The sequence below is a fragment of the Streptomyces sp. NPDC007157 genome, from assembly GCF_040634235.1.
Classification (GTDB): Bacteria; Actinomycetota; Actinomycetes; order Streptomycetales; family Streptomycetaceae; genus Streptomyces.
Genome location: NZ_JBEYFE010000003.1, coordinates 530,948 through 553,549, shown reverse-complemented (window position 1 = coordinate 553,549; position 22,602 = coordinate 530,948). Strand labels below are relative to the sequence as shown.

17 protein-coding genes and 1 pseudogene are annotated in these 22,602 nt (G+C 71.7%); 4 read left to right on the top strand and 14 right to left on the bottom strand.

What is annotated here, in order from left to right:
- Positions 1 to 113: 113 nt before the first annotated feature.
- The 5 genes from ABZ642_RS07965 to ABZ642_RS07945 all read right to left on the bottom strand — a co-directional run bounded on the left by ABZ642_RS07965 (position 114) and on the right by ABZ642_RS07945 (position 5,486).
- The gene (locus ABZ642_RS07965; RefSeq protein ID WP_360478867.1) at positions 114 to 497 is read right to left on the bottom strand and encodes an STAS domain-containing protein; all 384 of its coding nucleotides are present in this window, start codon (positions 495 to 497) and stop codon (positions 114 to 116) included.
- A 215-nt stretch (positions 498 to 712) separates the two neighbouring features.
- Positions 713 to 2,218 (bottom strand): MFS transporter, encoded by a 1,506-nt coding sequence (locus tag ABZ642_RS07960; RefSeq protein WP_360478864.1) that lies wholly within the window; start codon positions 2,216 to 2,218, stop codon positions 713 to 715.
- A 206-nt stretch (positions 2,219 to 2,424) separates the two neighbouring features.
- Positions 2,425 to 3,033: a flavin reductase family protein gene (locus ABZ642_RS07955; RefSeq protein ID WP_360478861.1), complete on the bottom strand. Its 609-nt coding sequence runs from the start codon at positions 3,031 to 3,033 to the stop codon at positions 2,425 to 2,427.
- Positions 3,034 to 3,143: 110 nt separating this feature from the next.
- On the bottom strand, positions 3,144 to 4,673 hold the full coding sequence (gene glpK / locus ABZ642_RS07950) for a glycerol kinase GlpK (RefSeq protein ID WP_360478858.1): 1,530 nt from the start codon (positions 4,671 to 4,673) through the stop codon (positions 3,144 to 3,146).
- A 45-nt stretch (positions 4,674 to 4,718) separates the two neighbouring features.
- Positions 4,719 to 5,486 (bottom strand): IclR family transcriptional regulator, encoded by a 768-nt coding sequence (locus tag ABZ642_RS07945; protein WP_360478855.1) that lies wholly within the window; start codon positions 5,484 to 5,486, stop codon positions 4,719 to 4,721.
- 195 nt (positions 5,487 to 5,681) lie between these two features.
- On the opposite strand from ABZ642_RS07945, the gene ABZ642_RS07940 reads away from it, so the two are divergent.
- Positions 5,682 to 6,116, top strand: coding sequence for an ATP-binding protein (locus ABZ642_RS07940; RefSeq protein ID WP_360478852.1), 435 nt, complete (start codon positions 5,682 to 5,684; stop codon positions 6,114 to 6,116).
- Positions 6,117 to 6,120: 4 nt separating this feature from the next.
- On the opposite strand, the gene ABZ642_RS07935 is transcribed toward ABZ642_RS07940, so the two are convergent.
- Both ABZ642_RS07935 and ABZ642_RS07930 read right to left on the bottom strand, forming a co-directional pair.
- Positions 6,121 to 7,311, bottom strand: a complete 1,191-nt coding sequence (locus ABZ642_RS07935; protein WP_360478849.1) for a PP2C family protein-serine/threonine phosphatase — start codon at positions 7,309 to 7,311, stop codon at positions 6,121 to 6,123.
- A gap of 97 nt (positions 7,312 to 7,408) precedes the next feature.
- Positions 7,409 to 8,167, bottom strand: a complete 759-nt coding sequence (locus tag ABZ642_RS07930) for an IclR family transcriptional regulator C-terminal domain-containing protein (RefSeq protein WP_360478846.1) — start codon at positions 8,165 to 8,167, stop codon at positions 7,409 to 7,411.
- A 153-nt stretch (positions 8,168 to 8,320) separates the two neighbouring features.
- Between ABZ642_RS07930 and ABZ642_RS07925 the strand changes: the two genes are divergently transcribed.
- On the top strand, positions 8,321 to 8,851 hold the full coding sequence (locus ABZ642_RS07925) for an SRPBCC domain-containing protein (protein ID WP_360478844.1): 531 nt from the start codon (positions 8,321 to 8,323) through the stop codon (positions 8,849 to 8,851).
- A 4-nt stretch (positions 8,852 to 8,855) separates the two neighbouring features.
- Here ABZ642_RS07925 and ABZ642_RS07920 read toward each other — a convergent pair whose 3' ends face one another.
- From ABZ642_RS07920 to ABZ642_RS07900, 5 genes and pseudogenes are all read right to left on the bottom strand, one after another.
- Positions 8,856 to 11,672 carry an NHLP bacteriocin export ABC transporter permease/ATPase subunit gene (locus ABZ642_RS07920; protein ID WP_360478841.1) on the bottom strand — a complete coding sequence of 939 codons (2,817 nt, stop codon included), beginning with the start codon at positions 11,670 to 11,672 and terminating at the stop codon, positions 8,856 to 8,858.
- A gap of 1 nt (position 11,673) precedes the next feature.
- A complete protein-coding gene (locus ABZ642_RS07915; protein ID WP_360478839.1) occupies positions 11,674 to 13,905 on the bottom strand; it encodes an NHLP family bacteriocin export ABC transporter peptidase/permease/ATPase subunit in 2,232 nt (743 codons plus the stop codon).
- A complete protein-coding gene (locus tag ABZ642_RS07910) occupies positions 13,902 to 14,708 on the bottom strand; it encodes an HlyD family efflux transporter periplasmic adaptor subunit (protein WP_360478836.1) in 807 nt (268 codons plus the stop codon). Before ABZ642_RS07910 ends, ABZ642_RS07915 begins: the two co-directional genes overlap by 4 nt.
- A gap of 121 nt (positions 14,709 to 14,829) precedes the next feature.
- The gene (locus tag ABZ642_RS07905) at positions 14,830 to 15,045 is read right to left on the bottom strand and encodes a type A2 lantipeptide (protein WP_351696982.1); all 216 of its coding nucleotides are present in this window, start codon (positions 15,043 to 15,045) and stop codon (positions 14,830 to 14,832) included.
- Between the two features lie 483 nt (positions 15,046 to 15,528).
- Positions 15,529 to 15,941, bottom strand: a pseudogene (locus ABZ642_RS07900) (thioesterase).
- Between the two features lie 206 nt (positions 15,942 to 16,147).
- Between ABZ642_RS07900 and ABZ642_RS07895 the strand changes: the two are divergent.
- Entirely contained in the window at positions 16,148 to 17,536 is a 1,389-nt protein-coding gene (locus tag ABZ642_RS07895; RefSeq protein WP_360478834.1) for a S1 family peptidase, read from the top strand.
- Between the two features lie 90 nt (positions 17,537 to 17,626).
- Here the strand turns inward: ABZ642_RS07895 and ABZ642_RS07890 are convergent, their stop codons facing one another.
- Positions 17,627 to 19,786 carry a GAF domain-containing SpoIIE family protein phosphatase gene (locus ABZ642_RS07890; protein WP_360478935.1) on the bottom strand — a complete coding sequence of 720 codons (2,160 nt, stop codon included), beginning with the start codon at positions 19,784 to 19,786 and terminating at the stop codon, positions 17,627 to 17,629.
- A 315-nt stretch (positions 19,787 to 20,101) separates the two neighbouring features.
- Here ABZ642_RS07890 and ABZ642_RS07885 point away from each other — a divergent pair, with 315 nt between their 5' ends.
- Positions 20,102 to 20,710 carry a response regulator transcription factor gene (locus ABZ642_RS07885; protein ID WP_360478832.1) on the top strand — a complete coding sequence of 203 codons (609 nt, stop codon included), beginning with the start codon at positions 20,102 to 20,104 and terminating at the stop codon, positions 20,708 to 20,710.
- 7 nt (positions 20,711 to 20,717) lie between these two features.
- Here ABZ642_RS07885 and ABZ642_RS07880 read toward each other — a convergent pair whose 3' ends face one another.
- Positions 20,718 to 22,592 (bottom strand): ABC transporter ATP-binding protein, encoded by a 1,875-nt coding sequence (locus ABZ642_RS07880; protein ID WP_360478829.1) that lies wholly within the window; start codon positions 22,590 to 22,592, stop codon positions 20,718 to 20,720.
- Between the last annotated feature and the right edge of the window lie 10 nt (positions 22,593 to 22,602).

Sequence of the window (22,602 nt, the reverse complement as noted above, 5' to 3'; positions counted from 1 at the left end):
GGTTTGTGCTGTTGGGGTTCGGTTGGGGGGGGGGGGGCCGCTGTCTGGGGGTACAAGGTCTTGGGGGGGGGGGGGGGGGGGGGGTGGGGGGGGGGCCCCCCCCCCCCCCGGCATCACCGCCGCTCCCCGGCGCTCCCGTCCCGGGGAAGCCCGGGGAGCGGCGGAAATCGCCCCAGCAGACCCGAGGCCCTGAGCAGCCGCGGAACGCGGGGCCCTTCGCACACCAGCCGCAGCCGCCCGCCCCGCTCCCTGGCCCGTGCCTCGGCCCGGCACAGCACCCGCAGTCCCGAGCAGTCGAGAAAGTCCAGCCGCCGCAGATCGACGAGGACATCCGGCTCGGTCCCGGCGGTGGCCGCGAGCAGATGCTCGGCGACCAGATCCTCGGTGGCGATGTCCACCTCGCCGAAGACCTCGACGACGAGATACGTCCCGCACCGGCGGCTCCGCGCACAGGAGTTGGCGGCGGGCAGCCCGGGTTCGTCCGCTTCCGGCGTCATCTCTGCTCCCCCTGGTACAGGGCGCGTACGGGACCGGTTGGTACCCGTCGGGGGCGTCTGCCATCCCTGATGCGGGCGGCGCAAGATCAGGTTCACTCGACCCGGTGAATTTCTCGCAAATGGCTTGACTGGGGGGCGTTTTGTGAAAGGTGAAGGGCCGCCGTCTCCCTGCTGACGGCGACCCCTCGGTCTTCGGCGGCTCTCCGAAGATCACGTCACATGTGGACGACCGGCGCCGCGTCCGCGTCCTGCTGCGGCACCCCCTTGCGGAACAGCAGGAAGGCGATCACCGCGCCCGCCGCGAACATGCCGGCCGACCACCAGAACGCGGTCGTGTAGCTCTCGATCGTCGCCCGGGCCTGTACCAGCTTGCTGGTCGCGTCCCGCCCGGCCAGGTAGTCCGTCGCCGCGCTCGCCGCGAGGGTGTTGAGCAGTGCCGTACCGATCGAACCGCCCACCTGCTGCATGGCGTTGACCGTCGCGGAGGCGACGCCCGCCTCGTCGGCCGTCACCCCGCCCGTGGCCAGCTGCATGGACGCAGGCATGACCAGGCCGAGGCCGAGGCCGGTCACGATCAGCTGGGGCAGCACCGCGCTGACGTAGCTGGAGCCGACGCCGATCCCGGTCAGCCAGGCCATGCCGACCGCGGAGACCGCGAAGCCCAGCGGGACGACCACCTTCGGGCCGATCCGCGGCACCAGGACCTGGGTGCCGACCTGTGCGGTCACCATCAGGGCGCCGATCATCGGCAGGAACGCCAGACCGGTCTTCGTCGGGCTGAAGCCGAGGTTCAGCTGCAGGTAGTAGGTGAGGAAGAGGAACACACCGAACATGCCGCCCGCGGAGATCAGCACGGCGAGGAACGAGGCGGCCCGGTTGCGCTCCAGCAGGATGCCCAGCGGCAGCAGCGGGTACTTGGCCTTGGTCTGCCACCAGGCGAAGGCCGCGAGGAGTATGACGCCGGCGAGCAGGAAGCCCCAGGTCAGCGGCGAACCCCAGTCGTGCGTCTCGGCGTTGGAGAAGCCGTAGACCAGCGAGAACAGACCTGCGGCGACCAGGACGGTGCCCGGAACGTCCAGCTTGGAGTTCCCGGCGTCGCGGTGGTTGTGCAGCAGTGCCATGCCGCCCGCGAAGGCGACGACGGCGATCGCGACGTTCACGTACAGCGTCGAGCGCCAGTCGAACGTGTCGGTCAGGACACCACCGAGCAGCAGACCCACCGCGCCGCCGGCGCCGGCGATGGCGCCGTAGACGCTGAACGCCCGGGCCCGCTCACGGGCGTCGGTGAACGTGGTGTTGAGCAAGGAGAGGGCGGTCGGGGCGAGCAGCGCGCCGAAGGCGCCTTGCAGGGCGCGTGCGGTGACCAGCATCCCGAAGCCGTTCGCGGCACCGCCCAGAGCCGACACGGCGGCGAAGCCGACGACTCCCACGAGGAAGGCGGTCTTGCGGCCGAACAGGTCCGCGATGCGTCCGCCGAGCAGCAGCAGGGAGGCGAAGCTGAGGGCGTACGCGGTGACGATCCACTGCCGGTTGCCGTCGGAGAACCCGAGGTCGGCCTGGGCCGACGGCAGGGCGATGTTCACGATGGTGGCGTCGAGCACCACCATCAGCTGGGCGACGGCGATGACCGCGAGGATCCACCACCGCTTGGAGGAGGCGTCGGCGGGCGGTGCCGCCGGGGCACCGACGCGGACGTCGTCGGTCAGAGTCTTCTCAGACATGGGGGAACCACTCCAGGGAAGCCGCTCGGGATTTACCGGGAAACCGCTTGGGCGCGACAGCCGTCCCCCGGCCGCGAACGAAACGGTTTCGTACACATCGAGAGTAGACCAGTTCCAGCGAAACGGCAACGTTTCGTTTGGGGCGGAAATCGATCATGGATCACGGCAGGCTCGCGATGGCCGCCGCTCCGTTCGTCATCGCCCGCTCAGTCGGTGCCGGGCTCCTCATAAGGGATGCGGTTCCGGTGCAGGACCTCGCCCAGAGTGCCCCATTCATCGCCGCCGAGTTTGGTGAGCGGACGCAGCAACTCGCTGCTGGGGCGGCCGTCGGCGAGGCAGTCCTCGTCCACCGCGGCATGGAGCACCCGGCCGAAGACCAGGGTGCAGTTGCCCATGCGCAGGGTGGTGTGCGAACGGCACTCCAGAGCCACATGGGCCGCTGCCACTCTCGGCGGCCGCACACACCTGCTGGCCTCACGCTCGATGCCCGCCGTGTCGAATTCGCTGACGGAGCGGGGGAAGTCGGTGGCGGTGGCGTTGATCAGCGGCAGGAGCGGTTCGGACGAGAAGTTGACGACGAACTCCCCGGTGTCCTCGACGTTGCGCAGAGAGTCCTTCCGGCCGATCGAGGTGAACTGGACGATCGGGGGATCGGTGCTGGCGATGCTGAAGAAGGAGTGCGGGGCCAGGTTCTCGGTGCTGCCGTCCGGTGTGATCGTGGACACCCAGGCGATCGGCCGCGGAATGACGACCGATGTCAGGAACCTGTAGAAATCCGCGCTGCTCATCGCCTCAGGGGTGTACTCCACGCGCATGGAGCGAGTATCGAACCGGCGGGCCGGGGCGTACCACAGCTGGAACGCGCGTGTCGCGGGACATACGACCGCGACCGAGTCGCGTGGCGACAGAACGCCGGGACCGGCGGTCACGGCGGGCCCGGGTCGGCGGATCGCGGCGGGTGGGCCCACCCCAGGGACCGTTCGACGGCTCGCAGCCAGTCGGCGTACTCCGCCTCCCGCCGCTCGGGTTCCATGTCGGGCAGCCACTGCGCGGCCCGGTGCCAGTTGTGGCGCAGCACTTCCAGGTCCGGCCAGTAGCCGGCGGCGAGCCCGGCAGCGTAGGCCGCGCCCAGGGAGACCGTCTCGGCCACCATGGGCCGCACCACGGGCACGTCGAGCACGTCCGCCACGAACTGCATGAGCAGGTTGTCCGCGGTCATGCCCCCGTCCACCTTGAGCTGCTGGAGAGGGACCGGGAAGTCGGCGTTCATGGCGTCGACGACCTCACGCGTCTGCCATCCGGTGGCCTCCAGGACCGCGCGCGCCAGGTGTCCCTTGGTGATGTACGAGGTGAGTCCGACGATGACCCCGCGCGCGTCGCTGCGCCAGCGCGGCGCGAACAGACCTGAGAAGGCGGGGACGATGTAGCAGCCGCCGTTGTCCTCGACCGTCCGTGCCAGGGTCTCGATCTCCGGTGCGCTGCTGATCAGACCCAGGCGGTCACGGAACCACTGGACGAGTGCTCCGGTGACGGCGATCGACCCTTCCAGAGCGTAGGCCGGCTGCTGGTCGTCGATCTTGTAGGCGACGGTGGTGAGGAGTCCGTGCCGGGACCGCACGATGTCGCTGCCGGTGTTGAGCAGCAGGAAGCTGCCTGTGCCGTACGTGCACTTCGCCTCGCCCGGGGAGAAGCAGGTCTGGCCGAAGAGCGCGGCCTGCTGGTCGCCGAGCGTGGCCGTGATGTCGACACCCGGGAAGAGCGAGCGGGCTTCGCCGTAGTTCTCGGCGGAAGACCTGATCTCAGGCAGCATCGAGCGGGGCACCCCGAAGAAGGCCAGCAACTCGTCGTCCCAGGTGAGCGTGCGGATGTTCATCAGCATCGTGCGGCTGGCATTGGTGACGTCGGTGATGTGCAGGCCGCCGTCGGCCCCTCCGGTGAGGTTCCAGATCAGCCAGCTCTCCATCGTTCCGCACAGCACCTCGCCGTTGGCGGCGCGCTGCTCCAGACCCTTGACGTGGTCGAACAGCCAGCGGATGCGCAGCGCGGAGAAGTAGGTCGACGGTGGCAGGCCGCACCGTTCCAGGAAGAACTCCTCGCCGGGGCGCCGGCTCAGCTCCTCGACCAGTGGCGCCGTGCGGGTGTCCTGCCAGACGATCGCCCGGCCGAGCGGGGCCCCGGTCCGCCGGTCCCAGAGCACGGTCGTCTCGCGCTGGTTGGCCAGGCCGATGGCGGCGATCTGTCCCGTGTCGACACCCGCGTCGCACAGCGCCTCCGGTCCGATGCGCCGCAGGTTCTGCCAGATCTCGACGGCGTCGTGCTCGACCCAGCCGGGCCTGGGGAAGTGCTGCTGATGTTCCTTCTGCGCGACCGAGACCAGTCGGCCGCGGTGGTCGAACAGAATGCATCGGGTCGAGTTGGTGCCCTGATCGATGGACATTACATACCGTTCAGCCATGATCGGGTCTGCCTTCCGACGGGGCGATGTGGCGGCCGGCCAGGTCTACCAGCGGCCGGCTCCCAGATCCTTGGAGATCGCCCGCGCGGCGTCACGGGTCAGGGTGATCAGACTCTGCCGGGGCCGGCCCTGGTTGTCGCAGATCCGCTCGACCGGCCCGGACAGTCCGATGGCGCCGACGACGAGGCCGCCGTGTCCCCGGATCGGCGCGGCGAGCCCGGCCTCGCCCATGGTCATCTCCTGGATCTCGGCGGCCCAGCCGAGTTCCCGGACCTCGACGAGAGCGCGGGTGAGCTGCTCGCGATCGGCCAGGGTGTGCCGGGTGTAGGTCTCCAGCCCCGGCTGCCGGCCGGGCTCGATCGTCGCCGTCCCGTAGGCCAGCAGCACCTTGCCGAGCGAGGAGGCGTGCAGGGGCAGCAGCGAGCCCACGTCCAGGGTCTGGAAGGTGTCGTCCGGCCGGAACACGTGGTGGACGACGAGCACGCTGCCTTCCAGGGGTGTCCCCAGGCGAACCGACTCCCCGCTGCGGGCGGCGAGGGCATCGGCCCAGTTCAGGGAGCGGGAGCGCAGCTCGTTGACGTCCAGATAGCTGGTGCCGAGGTGCAGCAGGGCGGCTCCGAGCTGGTATTTCCCGGTCGCCGCGTCCTGCTCGACGAAGTCCACGTGCTGGAGCGTGCGCAGAATGCCGTGCGCTGTGCCCTTGGCCAGCCCGAGCGAGGCCGCCACCTCGCCGAGCCCCAGTCGGCGGGGCCCGCCGGCGAGCAGACGCAGAATCGCCGCCGCCCGCTCGATCGACTGGACTGGGCCGGCCATGAGGCGAGCCTATTACCGTCCCGGACGCTTCGCTTCACGTGCGGGAGGCCGCCGCCGAGGCATCGGGAAGATCCGCGTTCGGTAATGGCGACCGCCGTTCATTGACCGCCCTGGTTTGAGTCCTTAGCTTGCAATGAGGCCGGAATGCGTGGACAAATGACGCCGTACCGGTAGACAGACCACCGGGAGAGACCAATGGCGGTACAACTCAGGGCGCCCCTTCGGCCGGCATACGAACACGTGTGTCCGGTACCGCCCGTCGCCGGGGCCGTCTCGACCGTGCGCCGACGTGCGGCGACCGTGCTCGCCGACTGGAACGTGTCTGCCGAGATCGTCGAGGACGCGCTGCTCGTGGTGTCCGAACTGGTGACCAACGCGATCATCCACGCTTGCCCCCCGGCCGTGCTGCGGCTGTCCTGGGTGCCGGGTGACGGCGTTCGCGCCCTGCGTATCGAGGTCTCCGACGCGGGACCCGCCCTTCCTTCGGGGTGGTGCCCTGCCGGGATCGACCCGGACGAGCACGGCCGCGGCGAGACGATCGTCCACGCCCTGGCGGCAAGCCATGGGATACATGTCCACCCGGGCGGGGTCACCAGGTGGGCCGATATCGCCCCGGGACAGAGCCTCTAGCCCTCTAGAGCGCGACCTCTGCCGGGGCCGGCACGGACATCCGGCCGTCCGCGGTCTCCGCCGTCTGCTTGCGGAGCAGGAGCAGGGCGGCATCGTCGTGCAGCCGGCCGCCCACGTGGGTCAGCAGCTCGTTGTGGAGCGCGCTGAGCATGTGCGCCGGATCCTCCGACACATGACGGGCCACGCCTTCGGCCAGCGGATAGAACTCGCGAGCGTGATCGCGCGCCTCGGTGACCCCGTCGGTGTAGAGCAGCAACTGGTCTCCCGCCGTGAAGGACAGGTGCTGGAGGCGGGGCACCTCGCCCGAGAGAGCGCGCAGCCCGAGCGGCGGCGCGGGATGAGCGGGTTCCACCGCTGTGACGTCTCCAGCGGCGGATATCAGCAGCGGAGGAGCGTGTCCGCAGTTGACGACCTCCAAGTGGCCCGACCGGGGGCATCCGGCGACCACGGCGGTGACGAAGTCGTCCGGGCCGAGGTTGCGGGCCAGGCTGCGCTCGATCCTGCCGACCACGGCCAGCAGGTCGGGCTCGTCGTAGGCGGCCTCGCGGAACACCCCGAGCACGAGCGCGGCGGTCCCCACCGCGGGCAGCCCCTTACCGCGCACGTCCCCGACGATCAGCCTGATGCCGTGCGGGGTGGACACCAGGGCGTAGAGATCCCCGCCGATCCGGGCCTCCGCCGCCGCGGCGCTGTATCGGACGGCCACCTGGAACGGGCCGACGGTCTCCGGGACGGGCTGGAGCAGTGCGTGCTGAGCGGCTTCGGCGACCGAGCGTACGGCGGCGAGCACGCGCTCCCGACGCCGGCGCAGCCCGCTGGCCAGGGCGCTCGCCGCGGTGACGGCCAGCAGGGCGGACAGTACGGCCGCCACCTCACCAGCCGGCACGTCCTGCTCAAGCCCCAGCGTCGTGCCCAGTGCCGCGGCGAGAAATCCGACGCCGAGCACACCGCCCGGCCCGTTGGTGGCGGCGGCCAGCGCGGGACCCGCCGCCAGCAGGGGCAGCCAGATCATTCCCGCCCCTCCGGTGTTGTCGACGAGCACGACGACGGCGATGACCAGAACCGGCAGCAGGGACAGTCCCGGGAGCGGCTGTCCGGTGGCACGCCGGCGCTCCGGGCCGAGGGCACCGGCCATACGGTTCCCGAACAGCCGCATCGACACGTGGTCGCCGTCGTGATGGGGGGCCTGGCTCATGTTGTGTCCGCAGTCCTCGCCTGTACGGAGATGTACCCGGAATGTCCGTTTCATCAAGCAAACGGGCTGGGGGTGTGCAGCCACAAGGAGCGGAATTTCAGATAGTGAGCGAGAGACTTCTGGTCACGCGGCTCGCGATCGGGAGCAGGCGCGCCGGGATCTCCCGCAACTGGGCCTGCCGCTCCACCGGCAGCGAGACTCCGAGGGAGCCCAGTATGTCCCCGCTGTACACGGGCACGGCGACGCACACCGTGCCGAGCGCGTACTCCTCGAGGTCCGTGACGGCCGGTGCCGAGGGGGACGACTCGATCCTGCGCAGCAGCTCCGGAACACTGGTGATCGTGCGCGGTGTGAGATCGGGGAGGTGGTGCCGGGACAGATAGTCCCGGCGGGCATCCGTGTCCAGCTCGCGCAGCACGGACTTGCCCAGGGCGGTGGCATGTCCGGCGTCCTCGAACCCCACCCACAGATCCACTCGCGGAGTACGGGGGCCGTCCACGATCTCGGCGACCCGGATCTCACCGTCCTCGTAGAACGTGAGGTAGGCGGCGGCGGACAGCTCGTCCCGCAGGGCGGCGAGCGCCGGACGGACACGGCTCAGCATCGTCTGCGCGTGGCTCGCCGAGTACAGGGACTCCACCTTGTCGCCCAGGATGAAGCCGCCGTCGTCCAGTTTCCGCACGTACCCGTCGTGCACCAGCGTGCGCAGCAGGTGGTAGGCGGTGGCCAGGGGCAGCTCGGTCTCGCGTGCCAGCAGTTTCGCCGGCGCGCCGTTCTCGTGCGCACTCACCGCCTCCAGCAGGCGCAGGGCCCGCTGCACGGATGCGATGAGGGTGGGGCCGTCCTGAGCGCCCATGGGACCAGACTGCGCCCGGCACGTGGCACGGGCAAGGCAGGGACACCACCCGACGGCGGCGAGGCCCCGCACCCGGTCCGGGCTGGGGATGTTAACCGCAGGTCAGAGCGGGAATACGGAAGCGACGGCACCCTCCTCGAAGGACTGATCCCCATGGCCGCCGAACTCACCGGCACCTATCTCACCCTCGACGACGGCCGGCCCGCCGTCCGGTTCACCCGTACCTACGACCATCCCGCCGAGCGCGTCTGGTGGTTCGCCACCGACCCGGACGAGTCGGCCCACTGGTTCCCGTCGCGTCTCGACATCGAGCCACGCGACGGCGGCACCGTCCGGTTCAGCGGCGACCCCCGCCAGGCGAACGCCACGGGCACGGTGCTCGCCGCCGACGAACCGCGGTACCTGTCCTTCACCTGGGGCGGCGACGAACTGCGCTTCGACCTCGAGGCGCTGGACGAGAAGCGCACCCGCTTCACCCTGACCCAGGTGCTGGCCGAGGCGAACGCGGCCGCCCGCAACGGCGCCGGCTGGGAGGTGTGCCTGCTCGCCCTCGACGCCCTGGCCCGCGGCGAGGGCCACGCGGGTCCGCACTCCGAGGACGCCGCCGACTGGCGGGAGTTCTACGACGCCTACCTGGACGCCGGGATCCCCTCCGGCGCCCCCATCCCCGGCCTCGACGCCTGACCGGTCACGCCAGCTGCCGCCGCACCAGCTCGTGCAGCCGCCCGCCGGTGTCGGCGAGCAGCTGGGCCGGCGGGCCCTGCTGGGCGACCTTGCCGTCCTCCATCACGACCACCCGGTCGGCGTCCATCACCGTCGACAACCGGTGGGCGATCACGATCCGGGTGGCGTTCAGCTTGCGGGTGCTCTCGATGACCGTGCGCTGGGTGTCGTTGTCCAGGGCGCTGGTGGCCTCGTCGAAGAAGAGGATGCGGGGCCGCCGGATCAGCGCCTGGGCGATCATCAGCCGCTGCCGCTGGCCGCCCGAGACCGCGCCGCTCCCGGCGACGATCGTGTGCAGCCCCATCGGCATCCGCTTGATGTCCTCGGCGAGGCCCGCCATCTCGGCCGCCGCCATCGCCTCCTCGGGCGTGTACGGCTCGGTGCCGCAGATGACGTCCAGGATCGAGCCGGTGAACGGCTGCGCGTGCTGGAGCACCACCCCGCACTGCCGGCGCACCGCGGACTGGTCGAGCGCGCCCAGGTCCTGGCCGTCGTACAGCACGCTCCCCGAGACCGGTTTGTCGAAACCGATCAGCAGCCGCAGCAGCGTCGACTTGCCGCAGCCGCTGGGGCCGACGACCGCCACGAACTCGCCCGGCCGCACCTCGAAGGAGACGTCGTCGAGGACGAGCGGACCGTCGTCGGAGTACCGGAAGGAGAGCCGGCGGGCCTCGATGCCGCCGGACAGCGGGCCGGGGCGGGTGCTGGCGGTGCGCACCTCGGGGGCGGCCTCCAGGACCGGCTTGATCTCCTCGAACAGCGGCAGCGCGGCCACCGCCGACACGAACGAACCGGTCAGCTGGGTGACCGAGGTGAGCAGCATCGTCACCGACGTGTTGAAGGTGAGGAAGGCCGCCGCGTCCATGGCGCCCTTCGCCGGGCCCGCGAGCAGCATGAACATCAGCAGGGTGCAGACCGGCAGGTAGACCGAACCCAGCACGGTGGTGAGGTTCTTGATCCGGCCCACCTTCTGCTGGAGTTCCCGACTGCGCGCGAACTCGCTCGCCCAGGCGGCGTACGCGTAGTTCTCGGCCGCCGCCACCCGCAGCTTGGGCAGGCCCCGCAGGGTCTGGAAGGCCTGGTTGTTCAGCTTGTTGCCGAGCACCACGAGCCGGCGCTGCCAGCGCACCTGCCACAGCCCGAGCCCCAGGAACAGCGCGCCGATGACAACGAGCATGCCGAGCGCGGCCAGCGCCATCGGGGCGCTGAACCAGAAGAGCAGGCCCAGGTTCATCGCGGCGACGGTCACCGACTGGGCGACCACCGGGCCGACGCCCGCCAGCAGCCGGCGGATCGCGCTGATGCCCATCGCCGCGCTGGCCAGCTCGCCGGTCGAGCGCTGGGTGAAGAACCTCGTCGGCAGCCGCAGCAGCCGGTCCCAGACGGCCGGCTGGAGGGTGGCCTCGATCCGGCCCTCCAGACGGAGGATGGTGAGGTTCTCCAGGAGCGTGAACGCGGCCGACACCACCGCGCTGATCATCACCGCCAGACAGACCTGCACGATCAGGTTCGTCTGGGCCTTCGGCACGTACTCGCCCAGCACCTTGCCGGTCGCGATCGGCACCAGGGAGCCGATCGCGACGGTCACCAGCCCGGCGAGGAGCAGACCGCCGAGGTCGCCGCGGGTGCCGCGCAGACTGAACCGGAGCAGGCCGAGCAGGGTGAGCGCCTTGTCGGGCAGCGGGCGGTAGAACATCACCGCGCGCGGCTCGAACTCCGCCGCGTTCGCCTTCTCGATCGGCGTCTCCCGGCCGGTCGCCGGATGCACGGCGACATAGCCGCCGCGCCGCCACAGCAACGCGACCGGGGCGCCGGACAGGGCACGATGGCCGACCAGCGGTCCCACGTTGTCCCGCCACCAGCGGCCGTCCAGGCGTACCGCCCGGATACGCACCCGGGACGCCAGGGCCACCCGTTCGACCGGGTCGATACGGTCGCTCTCGGTGCCGCTCTGCGCGGGCTCGGCGAGGGTGATGCCGGCCGCCTGGGCGACGAGCTTGCAGGCCGCGTACGAAGCGTCGGCATCGGCGGCGGTCGTCCGCTTGGTCGCCTTGCCGATGGAGGCCAGCAGCGTCCGGTCGGCCTGGGCACGGACCGCCTCACCGGCCTTGATACCGGCCGCGGTGCGGGTCTCGTGGGTGTGCTCCAGCTGCTCGATCCACCGGTCCAGCGTGGTGAGCAGCCGGTACTGCTGGTCGACCACGCTCTGCCACAGGGCGGGGTCCATCAGCAGGTCGGCGGCCGCCTCCGCGCCGTACAGCGAGCCGTACTGCACGCTGCCCGGCGGCACCTGCATCCAGAAGACGTCGTCGTCGGTGGGGGCCGCCGCCCGTTCGCCGGCGGCCATCGGGGCCTGGAAGAGGATCGACAGGCCGCGGCCGACGCCCAGTGCCAGTGCGTACTCCAGGGGGCTGGTGGTCGGCGGCACGTACTGGGGGTTGCCGTACTCGTCGTAGGACCAGGTCTGGGTGGCGGCGGGCTGGTACAGCTCGCGCAGGCCGATGCGGTGGACCACGCAGTCCCGCAACGGGCGGGCCACCAGGGTGTGCTGGGGTCCGGCGACCGGACCGAGCAGCAGAGCGCCCGCCTCCAGCCGGCCCAGATGGTGCCACTGGCCCTGCTGTTCGGCGTCCACCGCGAACAGGTCCAGGGCGCCGGACACCACCAGCCACAGCACCTGCGGCCCTTCGAGGTCCAGCCGGTTGAAACCGGTGCAGTCGATCCGGGCGCCCAGTGAGCCGAGCGCGCCGAGCACGAGGTCGCCGTCGTCCGCGGTCGTCATCTCATCGCTCCCTGACCAGCGCGGCGTACGCCCCGCCATGTGCCACCAACGCGTCGTGCCGCCCGCGCTCCACGATCGTGCCGTGCTGGAGCACGACGATCTCGTCGCTGTCGCGGACCGTGCTCAGCCGGTGCGCGATCACCACACAGGCACAGCCGCGCCGGCGCAGGTTGTCCATGACGGTCAGCTCGGTCTCCGCGTCCAGCGCGCTGGTCACCTCGTCGAGCACGAGGATGCTCGGCCTGCGCACCAACGCCCGCGCGATCTCCAGGCGTTGCCGCTGGCCGCCGGAGAAGTTACGGCCGTCCTGCTCGACCCTGCTGTGGATGCCGCCGGGCCGGCGCGTCACCACGTCGTACAGGGCCGCGTCCCGCAGCGCCTCCACCACCGCGTCGTCCGGGATCGACGGGTCCCACAGCGCCACGTTGTCGCGCACCGATCCCTCGAAGAGGAAGACGTCCTGGTCGACGAAGGAGACGGAGGCGGCGAGCGCGCCGCGCGGGATGTCCTCCAGGCGCTGCCCGTCGATGCGGATCACGCCCTCCCAGGGGGCGTACAGGCCCGAGATCAGCCGGGAGACCGTCGACTTGCCGCTGCCCGAGCCGCCCACCAGAGCCACCTGACGGCCGGGACCGACGGTCAGGTCGAAGCCGGTGAGCAGGGGCTTGTCGAGGGGGCTGTAGCCGAAGGTGATGTTCTCCAGCTCGACATGGCCGTGCAGCCGCCGGGTGGAGTCGCCGGCGCCGGGGCGGGCGTAGATCGGGTCGGCCTGGAAGTTCTCCACGTCCTTCAGCCGGGCGACGTCGGCCGCGAAGTCCTGGATCCGGCCCGCGACGCCGTTCAGCCGGGTGAGCGGGGCGGTGAAGCGGGTGACCAGGGACTGGAAGGCGACCAGGAGGCCGACCGAGATGCCGCCCTCGACCGCCCGCATCCCGCCGATCCACAGGATCAGCGCGCTGTTGAGGGTGGCGAGCGTCGGAGCCACCACCCCGAGCCAGGCGCTGGGCACCCCGAGCCGCTGCTGTTCCTCCAGCGTGCTCGCGTGCTGCCCGGCCCACTTGCGGAAGTAGCCGTCCTCGCCGCCGGTCGCCTTCATCGTCTCGATGAGCTGGAGGCCGGTGTAGGAGGTGTTGGTGAGCCGGGCGGTGTCCGCGCGCAGCTTGGCGGTCCGGGTCGCGCGCAGCCGTACGACGAACCGCATCGCCACGATGTTCAGCAGGGCCACGCCGATGCCGAGGAAGGTGAGCTGGACGTCGTAGGTGTAGAGGAGCACCGCGTAGAGGACCACCACCACCGCGTCCACGCCGGCCGCCGCGAGGTCGCGGGCCAGGGTCTCGGCGACCTGGTCGTTGGACTGCAGGCGCTGGACCAGGTCGGCCGGGCTGCGCTGGGAGAAGAAGGTCACCGGCAGCCGCAGCAGATGGCGCAGGAAGCGGGCGCTGGACAGGGTGGAGGAGACGATCCGGCCGTGCAGCAGGTTCGCCTGTTGCAGCCAGGTCAGGGCCAGGGTGAGCAGCACACAGGTGCCTATCGCGGCGAACAGCACGCCGAGCAGCGAGGTCTGGCCGCCGATGAGGAACATGTCGATGTACTGCCGGCTGAGCGCGGGCACCGCCGCGCCCACGACCACCAGCAGCAGGCTGGCCAGCACCGCCGCCGGCATGGTGCCCGCGGTGCCACGCAGCCGGGCCGGCATCGCGCCGAGGACACCGGGCCTGCGGCCGCCCCGTTCGAAGCCGTCGCCCGGCTCCAGGACCAGCACGACGCCCGTGAAGCTGCTGTCGAAGTCCTCCATGGGCACGAACCGGCGGCCCTTGGCGGGGTCGTTGACGAAGACGCCGCGGCGGCCGAAACGGCGGCCCATGCCGTCGTAGACGACGTAGTGGTTGAACTCCCAGAACAGGATCGCCGGGGCCTGCACGTCGGCGAGGGCGGCCAGGTCCATCTGCATGCCCTTGGCCGTGAGGCCGTAACTGCGCGCCGCCTTCAGCAGGTTGCTGGCGCGCGAGCCGTCGCGGGAGACACCGCAGGCGATCCGCAGCTCCTCCAGCGGGACATGGCGGCCGTAGTGGCCGAGGACCATGGCGAGAGAGGCGGCGCCGCACTCGACGGCCTCCATCTGGAGCACGCTGGGGGTGCGGACCGTGCGGCCGCGGCCCCTGGGCACCGGTCGCTTGGGCGGCGCGGCGCGCCGGCGGCCGCGGGTGTCCTGGGTCTCCTGGGCGGTGGTCACGGGAGCAGCCAATCGACGGGGTGCTGGTCGGCCAGCCGGATCGCACCCGAGGCCAGGGTCATGGAGTCGAGCGTGAACGGCGGTCCGTCCGCCGAGGACCACTTGTAGCCGCTCTTCGTCTTCCGCGACGGGTCCAGCCGGACCAGGACGGCCACCGGGCGGCCCTTCCTGCTGAACTGCTCGCCGAGCTGGCTGTCCCCGAGGAACGCGGAGATCGACTGGGCCGACTGGGCGGCGCGGTCCACCGACTTCACATGGCCGCGCAGCACTCCGTACTCCTGTGTCGACACCGATGACACGGTCAGGTCGACCGGGGCGTTCGCGGGGATGGCGGAGGCGTTCTCGGCGGGGACGTAGACCGTCGCGTAGAGCGGGTCCGAGGAGTGCGCGATCTTCTCCACGGCGGCGACGTTCGCGCCGGTCTGGATGATCTGTCCGATGGTCGCGGCGAGTGCGCTGATCCGGCCCGCGGCGACCGTGCGGACGATCGAGTCGCCCTGGCTGTTGTGCACCTTGAGGACGGGGGCGTTGGCCGGCAGCCGTTCGCCCTGCCGCGCGAGGACGGCCGTGACCTGCCCGGCGACCGGGCTCTGCAGGATGTAACTGCCCTGACCGTGGGTGAGGATGGCCTGCGCGCTCACCGTGGAGGCGACCGAACCGGTCACCGCCCACACCGAGGCCGCCGCCATCACGACGACCGAGACGGACAGCGCGAGCCAGCCCTGCGGACGGGCGAAACGCACCGGAAGATCGAGCTCCTCCGGCGACTGGAGCTTGGCGAGGGCCTGTTGGCGGAACTGCACGGAACTTCCCTCACCTGTGGGAGAGACGCTGGTGAAAGGGGTGTCTCGGAGGGTGCCTCAAAACACCCGAGAGCCCCGGGGCCGGGGTACGGCTCCGGGACTCAGCGGCAACGAGGTGCGATCAGAGACCGGCGACCAGGTTGGTGACCGGCTGGGTGTTCAGGCCGGTGACACCCTCGACGGTGCCGACAACCGTGTTGACCAGGCCGGAAACCGGGGCAACGCCGTCCACCAGGCCGGTGACGGTGCCGAGGGCGTTGAGGGCCAGACCGCCGGAGACGTTGTCGAGCTCGGCGTCGGAGATCTCGACGGTCTCAACCTGGGGGGTGGAGTTCATGATGGAACTTCCCTTCATATGGATATTCACAAGGGGGAGAGCGGCCCCCCAACGGCCCTATGGGGACAGTACGGATGGCCGCGACCGCAGGCGCCGGACGCCCGTCTCCGGGAGACCCTGGCGACCCCGCGGTGCGATGGATCAAAGCACGCCCACGGTCCGCGCATCCAATCAACCATGCGCCTCACCTGGGCACTTGTGTCCCAGAGGGGTTTATCCGTGCAGGCGTGGGCACGCCTTGTCGGCGACTCCTTCACACAGCGCACGACTTCGCCGCTGCCGCACGGCTTGCCGGGCCGGCGGCGAATCCGGCACTCCGCGCCAAAGGCACGGCAGGGGGCGCGTGATTGTGCAGATCCCCCGGTCCCCGTGGCTTGCTTGGGTATGGGATGTGCAGATTCCCTGAAGCAAGGATTCCGGTACGTGATCGCTACGGACCGTGAGTGATCGAATGCCGATCGTGTCGGTTCGGGGTGCGGGTGTTCACCCCGGGACTGGGTGGACAGCGCTTGCCCGGGCCGCGAGCGCCCCCGATCGTTCGTCGCTCATCGTGATGTCGGCGAACGCCGTCCGGCGGCCGAGTCCGGTGAGCACCGCTTCGATCAGGACATCCGAACCGGTCACCGCGCGCCGGAACGAAGTCGACCGCCGCATCGACTCATCGGCACGAAGTCGCCCCGAGCCGCCGGGACCGCGAGCCTCGTCACCGTGTCGGCCGCGGCGTCAGCGCCTGCCCCGCCAGGCCGCCGTCCTCCCCGGGACGACCACTCCGACCTGGGCTGACGCGGTACTTCCCGGCCCTCGCCCACCGCCTCGACGGACAGCCCCGGATCGAGCGCCCAGGGGGCGAAGCCGACGGAGAGGATCTTGTCGGCCTCGGTGGTGGTCATCGTCATATGCGGGATTGTTCCCGGGCCCGCGGCACGGCACCCGCAACTGCCCCGGGACCCGCGGGGCGTGGCCGATTCGCCTTCGGTCAAAGGAAGTCAAGAACCGGAATTGAACGCACCACGTGACCCGCCCGTACCTATGGCCATCCAGGCGCCGCTCACGAACGACTGCCCGAACACGGCAGACACTCCGTCCTTGGAGGTCGAGAAGTTTGAGTCACAAGCGAATTCCGAAGCGCAAGGCCGCTATCGCGGTGGGCGGTGTCGCGGCGCTCGGAGCCGCGGCCTTTCTGCTGCCCATGGCCAACGCGTCTCAGGACAACGCCTCCGGCGCCACTGCCACCGCTCCCAAGACACTCAAGTCGGCGACCGACGCCTCGGATCTTGCCACGCAGCTCCAGGGCCTGCTCGGTCAGGCCTTCGCCGGTTCCTACTACGACAGTGGCAAGCAGCAACTCGTCGTCAACGTCATCAACGGCTCCGACAACATAGTCGTCCAGGCGGAGAAGGCCGGCGCGGTCGTCCGTCAGGTGCAGAACAGCAACTCCGAGCTGGCGGCGGTCGCCGGCACCCTGAAGACCAAGGCGACCATCCCGGGCACCGCCTGGGCCGTCGACCCGAAGACCAACAAGGTCGTGGTCACCGCCGACTCCACCGTCACCGGCACCAAGTGGGACACGCTGGAGTCGACGGTGCAGGGCCTCGGCTCGAACATGGCGACCCTCAAGAAGTCCTCGGGCACCTTCAAGCCCCTCGTCTCCGGCGGCGACGCCATCTTCTCCCAGGTCGCCGACGGCACCGTGCGCTGCTCCCTCGGCTTCAACGTGACCGCCTCGGACGGCAGCCCCGCCTTCCTGACGGCCGGTCACTGCGGCGTCGCGGCCAAGGACTGGTCCGACTCCGAGACCGGCCAGCCGATCGCCACCGTGGACCAGGCGCAGTTCCCCGGCAACGGTGACTTCTCACTCGTCAAGTACAACGACGCCACCACCCAGGCGCCGAGCGAGGTCAACATCGGCAACGGCCAGACCGTCGCCATCAACCAGGCCGTCGACGCCACCGTCGGCGAGACCGTGTTCCGGATGGGCTCCACCACCGGTCTGCACGACGGTCAGGTCACCGGCCTCGACGCCACCGTGAACTTCCAGAGCGAGACCGACCCCAACGGCGTCGACACCGTCACCGGTCTCATCCAGACCAACGTCTGCGCCGAGGCCGGCGACAGCGGCGGCTCGCTGTTCACCCAGGACGGCGGTGCGGTCGGCATGACCTCCGGCGGCAGCGGCGACTGCACCTCCGGCGGCGAGACCTTCTTCCAGCCGGTGACCACCGCCCTCCAGGCGACCGGCGCGACCCTCGGCGACGCGGGCGCGGGCGCGGGCGCCGGTGACGCCGGAGCCACGGCCGACCCGTCCGCCACGGCCGGCGACGAGAACGGCGCCGGCGACCAGGCCGGCGGCGACCAGGTCGGCGGCACCGCCGACCCGTCCGCGACGGCCGGTGACCAGAGCGGCGCCGGCGACGAGACCGGCACGGGCGACCAGTCCGGGACCGGTGACCAGTCCGGGACCGGTGTGAACGACGGTTCGTCGTCCCACTGACCCACCGCCTGCCCTGCAAGGGGTTCCGGCCGGTGGTGGACGGTCCGGCCCTCCGGCGGGAGGGCCGGACCGCATCGCACCCCGCGGCCGTCAGTCGACGGGACATGCTCTGAGCAAGAGCACCGCGACATCGTCGACACGCTCCTGCGCCGCCGCACTGTGCCGCACGAGCGTGTCGGCGAGCTTGTCCAGCGGCTGGTCGCCGTTCTCCGCGAGCAGTTCGCCCAGATCGACCAGCGCGTCCTCGATGTCCACACCGGGCGACTCCACCAGCCCGTCGGTGTAGAGGGCGAGCACCGAGCCCGGCGCCAGTGACACCTCGGTGGTCGGGTACGTCGCCTCCGCGTCGATGCCGAGCAGTGGCCCGCCGGCCAGGTCGAGCACGCGTACCCGCCCGTCCGGGCGTCTCAGCAACGGCGGCGGATGCCCGGCACGGGCCATCACCGCCCGCCCCCGCTCCGGGTCCAGCCGCAGATACAGACAGCTCGCGAACAGATCCGCCCCGAGGTCGATGAGGAGCCGGTTGGTGCTCCGCATCACCTCCTCCGGCGCCTGCCCGACGGTCGTGAAGGCCCGTACCCCGGTGCGGATCTGGCCCATCAGCCCGGCCGCCGTCACGTTGTGCCCCTGGACGTCCCCGATCACCGCCGCCGCCAGCGGCCGGGTCGGCACCAGGTCGTAGAAGTCGCCGCCGATCTCCATGCCGTGCATGGCCGGCAGATAGCGCGCGGCCGCCTCGATGCCCGGCGGCGGGGTCAGGGAGTGCGGCAGCAGGGCCGCCTGGAGCCCGTGCGCCAGCTGGTTCTTCGCGTCGTAGAGCAGGGCCCGCTCCAGCGCCTGCGCGATGAGCCCGCCGAGACTGGTCAGCACCGCGCGCTCGTCCGCGGGAAAGACATGCGGCTCGGCATAGGCGAGGACACAGGTGCCCACCGGCCGGCCCGACGCGATCAGAGGCAGACACGCCCAGGCGGCGAACCCGTCCGGGGCCTCGCGCCGGCCCGGATACAACCGCTCCAGCTGCTGCTTCGACTCGAAGAACGCGGGCACACCGGTGTTCAGGACATGGGTGCCGGGCGTCCGTTCGGCCAGGGGCAGGCCGTCGAAGCGCTCCACGGCCCGTGGATCGTCGTACCCGCGCTGCCCGAGGACGTGCAGCCGTCCGCCCCGGGACCCGAGGACCACCAGGGCCTGGCTGCCGACGGCCGGGGCCACCTCGTCGGCCACCAGCTGCACCACGTCCTGCACGCCGACGGCCTCCGTCAGCGCCCCGGCCAGGCTCAGCACCTGCGAGATGGTGACCAGCCGGGAACCGGGCGGCGCGTCGGCACGGGGCAGCGCGCCCACCATCTCGGCGACCGCCCGCGCCCGGCTGATCCGGGTGGTCAGCCCGGCCCTGCTCGGATACATCCGGAACGACAGCCAGTCGCCCGGCGGCTTCAGGGCCACGAACGACGTCACATGCTGGCTGATCAGCGCCGCCCGGTAGCGGTCCTCGTACATCGGGTCGTTCAGCCAGGGCACCGACACCCACGGCTGGGTGCCGAGGAGATCGCCGACCTGGACGCCGAGCAGCTCGGCCGCCGCCGCGTTGGCGAAGGCGACCCGCCCGTGCAGATCGAGCGAGAGCAGCCCGTACGGCAGCCGCGCCACCATCCGCGCCGCCTCCACCGTGCCCAGCGTGCCCGCCACCCCGGAGGCCGGCGCCGCCAGCAGATCAGGCTCGGCCCGCGGCGCACGGTTGGTCCGGGCGGCCCGTGCCAGCCGCTTCGCCAGCCGGTCGGCCGCCGCGGTCAGCTCCGCCCGCTCGCGGTCGGAGAGCACCGTCGGATGCGAACCGGGCCAGGTCACGTACAGCGCCCCGTACACGGTGTCCGCCGTCGCCACGGGCACCGCGGCGAGCGCGAACGGATAGGGCAGCACCACCGCGATCCGCGGATAACGGCGCGCCATGTCCTCCTCGCCGCCCACCCACACCAGGCGTCGCTCGCGTACCGCCTCCGCCACCGGGATCGGCGAACTCAGCCCGACCCGCTCCCAGGGCGCCACGAAGGCGCGGGGCAGCCCCGCCGTCACCGCCATCTCCAGGACCGGTTCGTCGGCGGCGAGGAGATAGATCGCGCCGGAGTGCGCCCTGACCTCCTCCAGCAACGAGGCCAGCGCGAACGACAGCAGCGGCGGCCGGCCGGAGCGGCGCGCGTCGGCCGGCGTCTCCTCCGGGCCCGGCGTCGCCGGCGCGGGAGGGGCCCCCATCCTGTCGGACACGCCCGACCACCTCCTCGTCCGGCCGCGCGTGGCGTCCTCGGGGTTCAAGACTCCCTCGTAGCGGCGACGGGTGCACGGCGAGAGCGGCACAGGCTCCCGCGCCGAGCCGCCTCCGCGTACCCCGTTCGCCCCGGCACATTCCCCCGCAGCCGAAGCGCGCGGCGGCGTACGGGCGCCGGGCGTGCGCCCCCGCGCACCTTGATGGCCGGAACTTCGCGCCCATGCACGGTGGCGGACGCCAAGAATGGGGCACGCGTTCAACACCTTGAACCGAAGAGCCGAAGTTCGGCTGAGGGGGCGGCGGTGATCCGGGTACTTCTGGTGCACGACGCGTGTCTGGTGAGGTCGGTCCTGGCGGAGTGGTTACGCCGGGAACCGGGGCTCAGCGTGGACGACACCCCGTGGCACAGCGCACGGGGGCGGGTCCGGGCGGTCCGGCCGGACGTGTGCGCGGCGGACCTCGACAGCTCCGGAACCCACGGTGTGCCACCGCTTGCCGACCTGCGTCCGGTGGACCCCGGCACAAGCCCGCCGCGGCTGGTCGTGCTTGCCGGTGCGAACAGACCCGGATTGCTGAAACGGGCCGCCGAGGCGGGGGCGCTGGGCTACGTCGACAAGGAAGGCGCGCCGGAACGGCTGGTGCGGGCGATCCGGTGCGCTGCCCAGGGGGAACGTTTCGTCGACGACTCGCTGGGCTTCGGATTCCTCAAGGCCGCCGAGATCCCGCTCACCAGACGGGAGCTGAGCGTGCTGGAGCTGGCGGCCGGCGGGGCGTCCATCGCGGAGATAGCCGGGAGCCTGCACCTGTCCCACGGGACGGTCCGCAACTACATGGCGGCGATCACCCGCAAGACCGGCGCCCGCAACCGCGTCGACGCGATCCGGATCTCCCAGGGCGAGGGGTGGCTGTGAACCCTGTTCAGCGGGGCGCGGGCGGCCGGGCCGGCGCCACCAGGTCCCGGTAGAGGGCGCAGGTGCGCAACAGCTCCTCGTGGGTGCCGTACGCGGTGCGCGGGCCGTCCATCACCAGGATCCGCTCGGCGCGGCCGGCGGAGGAGATCCGGTGCGCGACCACCACCAGGCTGCCGCCGGGCCGTGCGGCGAAGGCGCGCTCGGCACGGGCCTCGGCCTCCGGGTCGAGATGGCAGGTGGCCTCGTCGAGCAGGGCGAGCGGCGCGGGGGAGAGGTAGGCACGGGTGAGCGCGATCAGCTGCCGCTCGCCCGCGGACAGCTCCGCCGGGTGCACCGGGGCGTCCGGGCCGCCGCACCGCTCCAGAAGCGGGGTGAGCCCGACCGCCTCGGCGGCGGCCAGCAGCTCCGGCTCCGGGACGGGGTCCGCCCGCAGCAGCCCGAGGTTCTCGGCGAGGGTGCCCGTGTGGACGTACGCCTCCTGCGGGATCAGCACCCTCAGCGCGGCCGCGCGGACCCCGGGCACGGGGTGTCCGCACACCCGGATCTCGCCGTGGGCCGGGGTCAGCAGCCCGGCGGCCACCGCGGTGAGCGTCGACTTGCCGATCCCGCTCGGCCCGACGACGGCGAGGTGACCGCCGCGCCCGACACACAGGTCGAGCCCGTCGAGGACAGGGCTGCTCGCCGGCCCGTAGGCAAAGCTGACCGCGACAAGGGCGAGCGCCGGGACGCCGGATCCCGGGACGCCCGAGCCCGGGACGCCGACGGCCTTGGCGGATGTGTCGGCGTCCGGGGTGTTGGGGGTCTGGGTGGCTGTGCCGGCGTCCGGGGTGCTGGGGGTGTTGGGGGTGTCGGCGGATGGGTCGGCGTCCGGGGTGGCGGTGGCCTTGAGGGACGCTTCGGCGTCCGGAGCGGCTCGGGCTGCCTCGGTGGACGTGTCGGAGATCGCGGTATCGGTGGCGTCGGTGGGGGCGCGGGATTCCGGGGGCGGGCGGAGTCTGCGCAGTACCACCGTGAGGCGGGCTCCGCTGGTGCCCAGGCCGTGTACGAGGTTCTGCAGGGCGGGCAGCAGGGACTGGGTGACGTAGGCGAGCGCGCCGACCAGGGCACCCGCGGTCACGCCATGGGCGAGCAGCCAGGGGGCCGTGGCGAGCAGTAGCACCAGGGGCAACTGGCCGCCGACCGCCAGGGCCGCCACCCGTACGGCGCTCCACCGGGCCAGCGCGCTCGCGGCCCGGAACTCGCCGTCGACGCGCTCCCCGACACGCTCGGCCACGTACCCCTCGGCGCCCGCCGCCGTGACGTCCCGCAGCCCCGGGCACACCTCGCCCAGTTCTTCCGCCAGGGCCTCGTCGGCGACCAGGAAGGCCTCCTGCCGGCGGGCCAGCGGGCGCAGGGTCACCGCGAACAGGCCCAGGCCGGCGAGGAGCGGGGGTACGACGACCAGCAGCAGCGGCGGCGCGAGGGCGCAGAGCCCGGCGAGGGCGCCGGCGACCGTGAACACGAACGAACGGGACACCATCACCAGCCCCGCGAGGGTGTCCCGGGCGATCTCCACCTGCTGGGTCAGCCCCGACAGCGTCCCCCGGTCCCCGTCGTGCACCCCGCGCGCCACCACCCCCGCCACCAGCCGGTCCCGCACCGGCTCCACCAGGTCGGCGACCACCCCGTACACCCGGCGGGTCCCGAACGCCCCGACACCCACGCCGAGTGCGGCCGCCGCGAGCCACCGCAGTCCGGTCCGGGCGTCCCCGGCCAGGAACCCGGCGTCCAGCGCGCGGGCCAGGGCGTACCCGAGCAGGAAGGTCTGCCCGGCCTCCAGCACCGACCAGAACGCGAGCCGCGCCAGCACGGGCCGACGCACCCGAAGCAGCCGACCGCTCACCGCACGGCCT

Excerpts from the sequence above, each read along its gene's own strand:
- ABZ642_RS07965 (WP_360478867.1), bottom strand. The coding sequence starts at position 497 with ATGACGCCGGAAGCGGACGAACCCGGGCTGCCCGCCGCCAACTCCTGT.
- ABZ642_RS07935 (WP_360478849.1), bottom strand. The coding sequence starts at position 7,311 with ATGAGCCAGGCCCCCCATCACGACGGCGACCACGTGTCGATGCGGCTG.
- ABZ642_RS07905 (WP_351696982.1), bottom strand. The coding sequence starts at position 15,045 with ATGAACTCCACCCCCCAGGTTGAGACCGTCGAGATCTCCGACGCCGAG.
- ABZ642_RS07890 (WP_360478935.1), bottom strand. The coding sequence starts at position 19,786 with ATGGGGGCCCCTCCCGCGCCGGCGACGCCGGGCCCGGAGGAGACGCCG.
- ABZ642_RS07925 (WP_360478844.1), top strand. The coding sequence starts at position 8,321 with ATGGCCGCCGAACTCACCGGCACCTATCTCACCCTCGACGACGGCCGG.
- ABZ642_RS07960 (WP_360478864.1), bottom strand. The coding sequence starts at position 2,218 with ATGTCTGAGAAGACTCTGACCGACGACGTCCGCGTCGGTGCCCCGGCG.
- glpK (WP_360478858.1), bottom strand. The coding sequence starts at position 4,673 with ATGGCTGAACGGTATGTAATGTCCATCGATCAGGGCACCAACTCGACC.
- ABZ642_RS07920 (WP_360478841.1), bottom strand. The coding sequence starts at position 11,672 with ATGACGACCGCGGACGACGGCGACCTCGTGCTCGGCGCGCTCGGCTCA.
- ABZ642_RS07955 (WP_360478861.1), bottom strand. The coding sequence starts at position 3,033 with ATGCGCGTGGAGTACACCCCTGAGGCGATGAGCAGCGCGGATTTCTAC.
- ABZ642_RS07930 (WP_360478846.1), bottom strand. The coding sequence starts at position 8,167 with ATGGGCGCTCAGGACGGCCCCACCCTCATCGCATCCGTGCAGCGGGCC.
- ABZ642_RS07940 (WP_360478852.1), top strand. The coding sequence starts at position 5,682 with ATGGCGGTACAACTCAGGGCGCCCCTTCGGCCGGCATACGAACACGTG.
- ABZ642_RS07945 (WP_360478855.1), bottom strand. The coding sequence starts at position 5,486 with ATGGCCGGCCCAGTCCAGTCGATCGAGCGGGCGGCGGCGATTCTGCGT.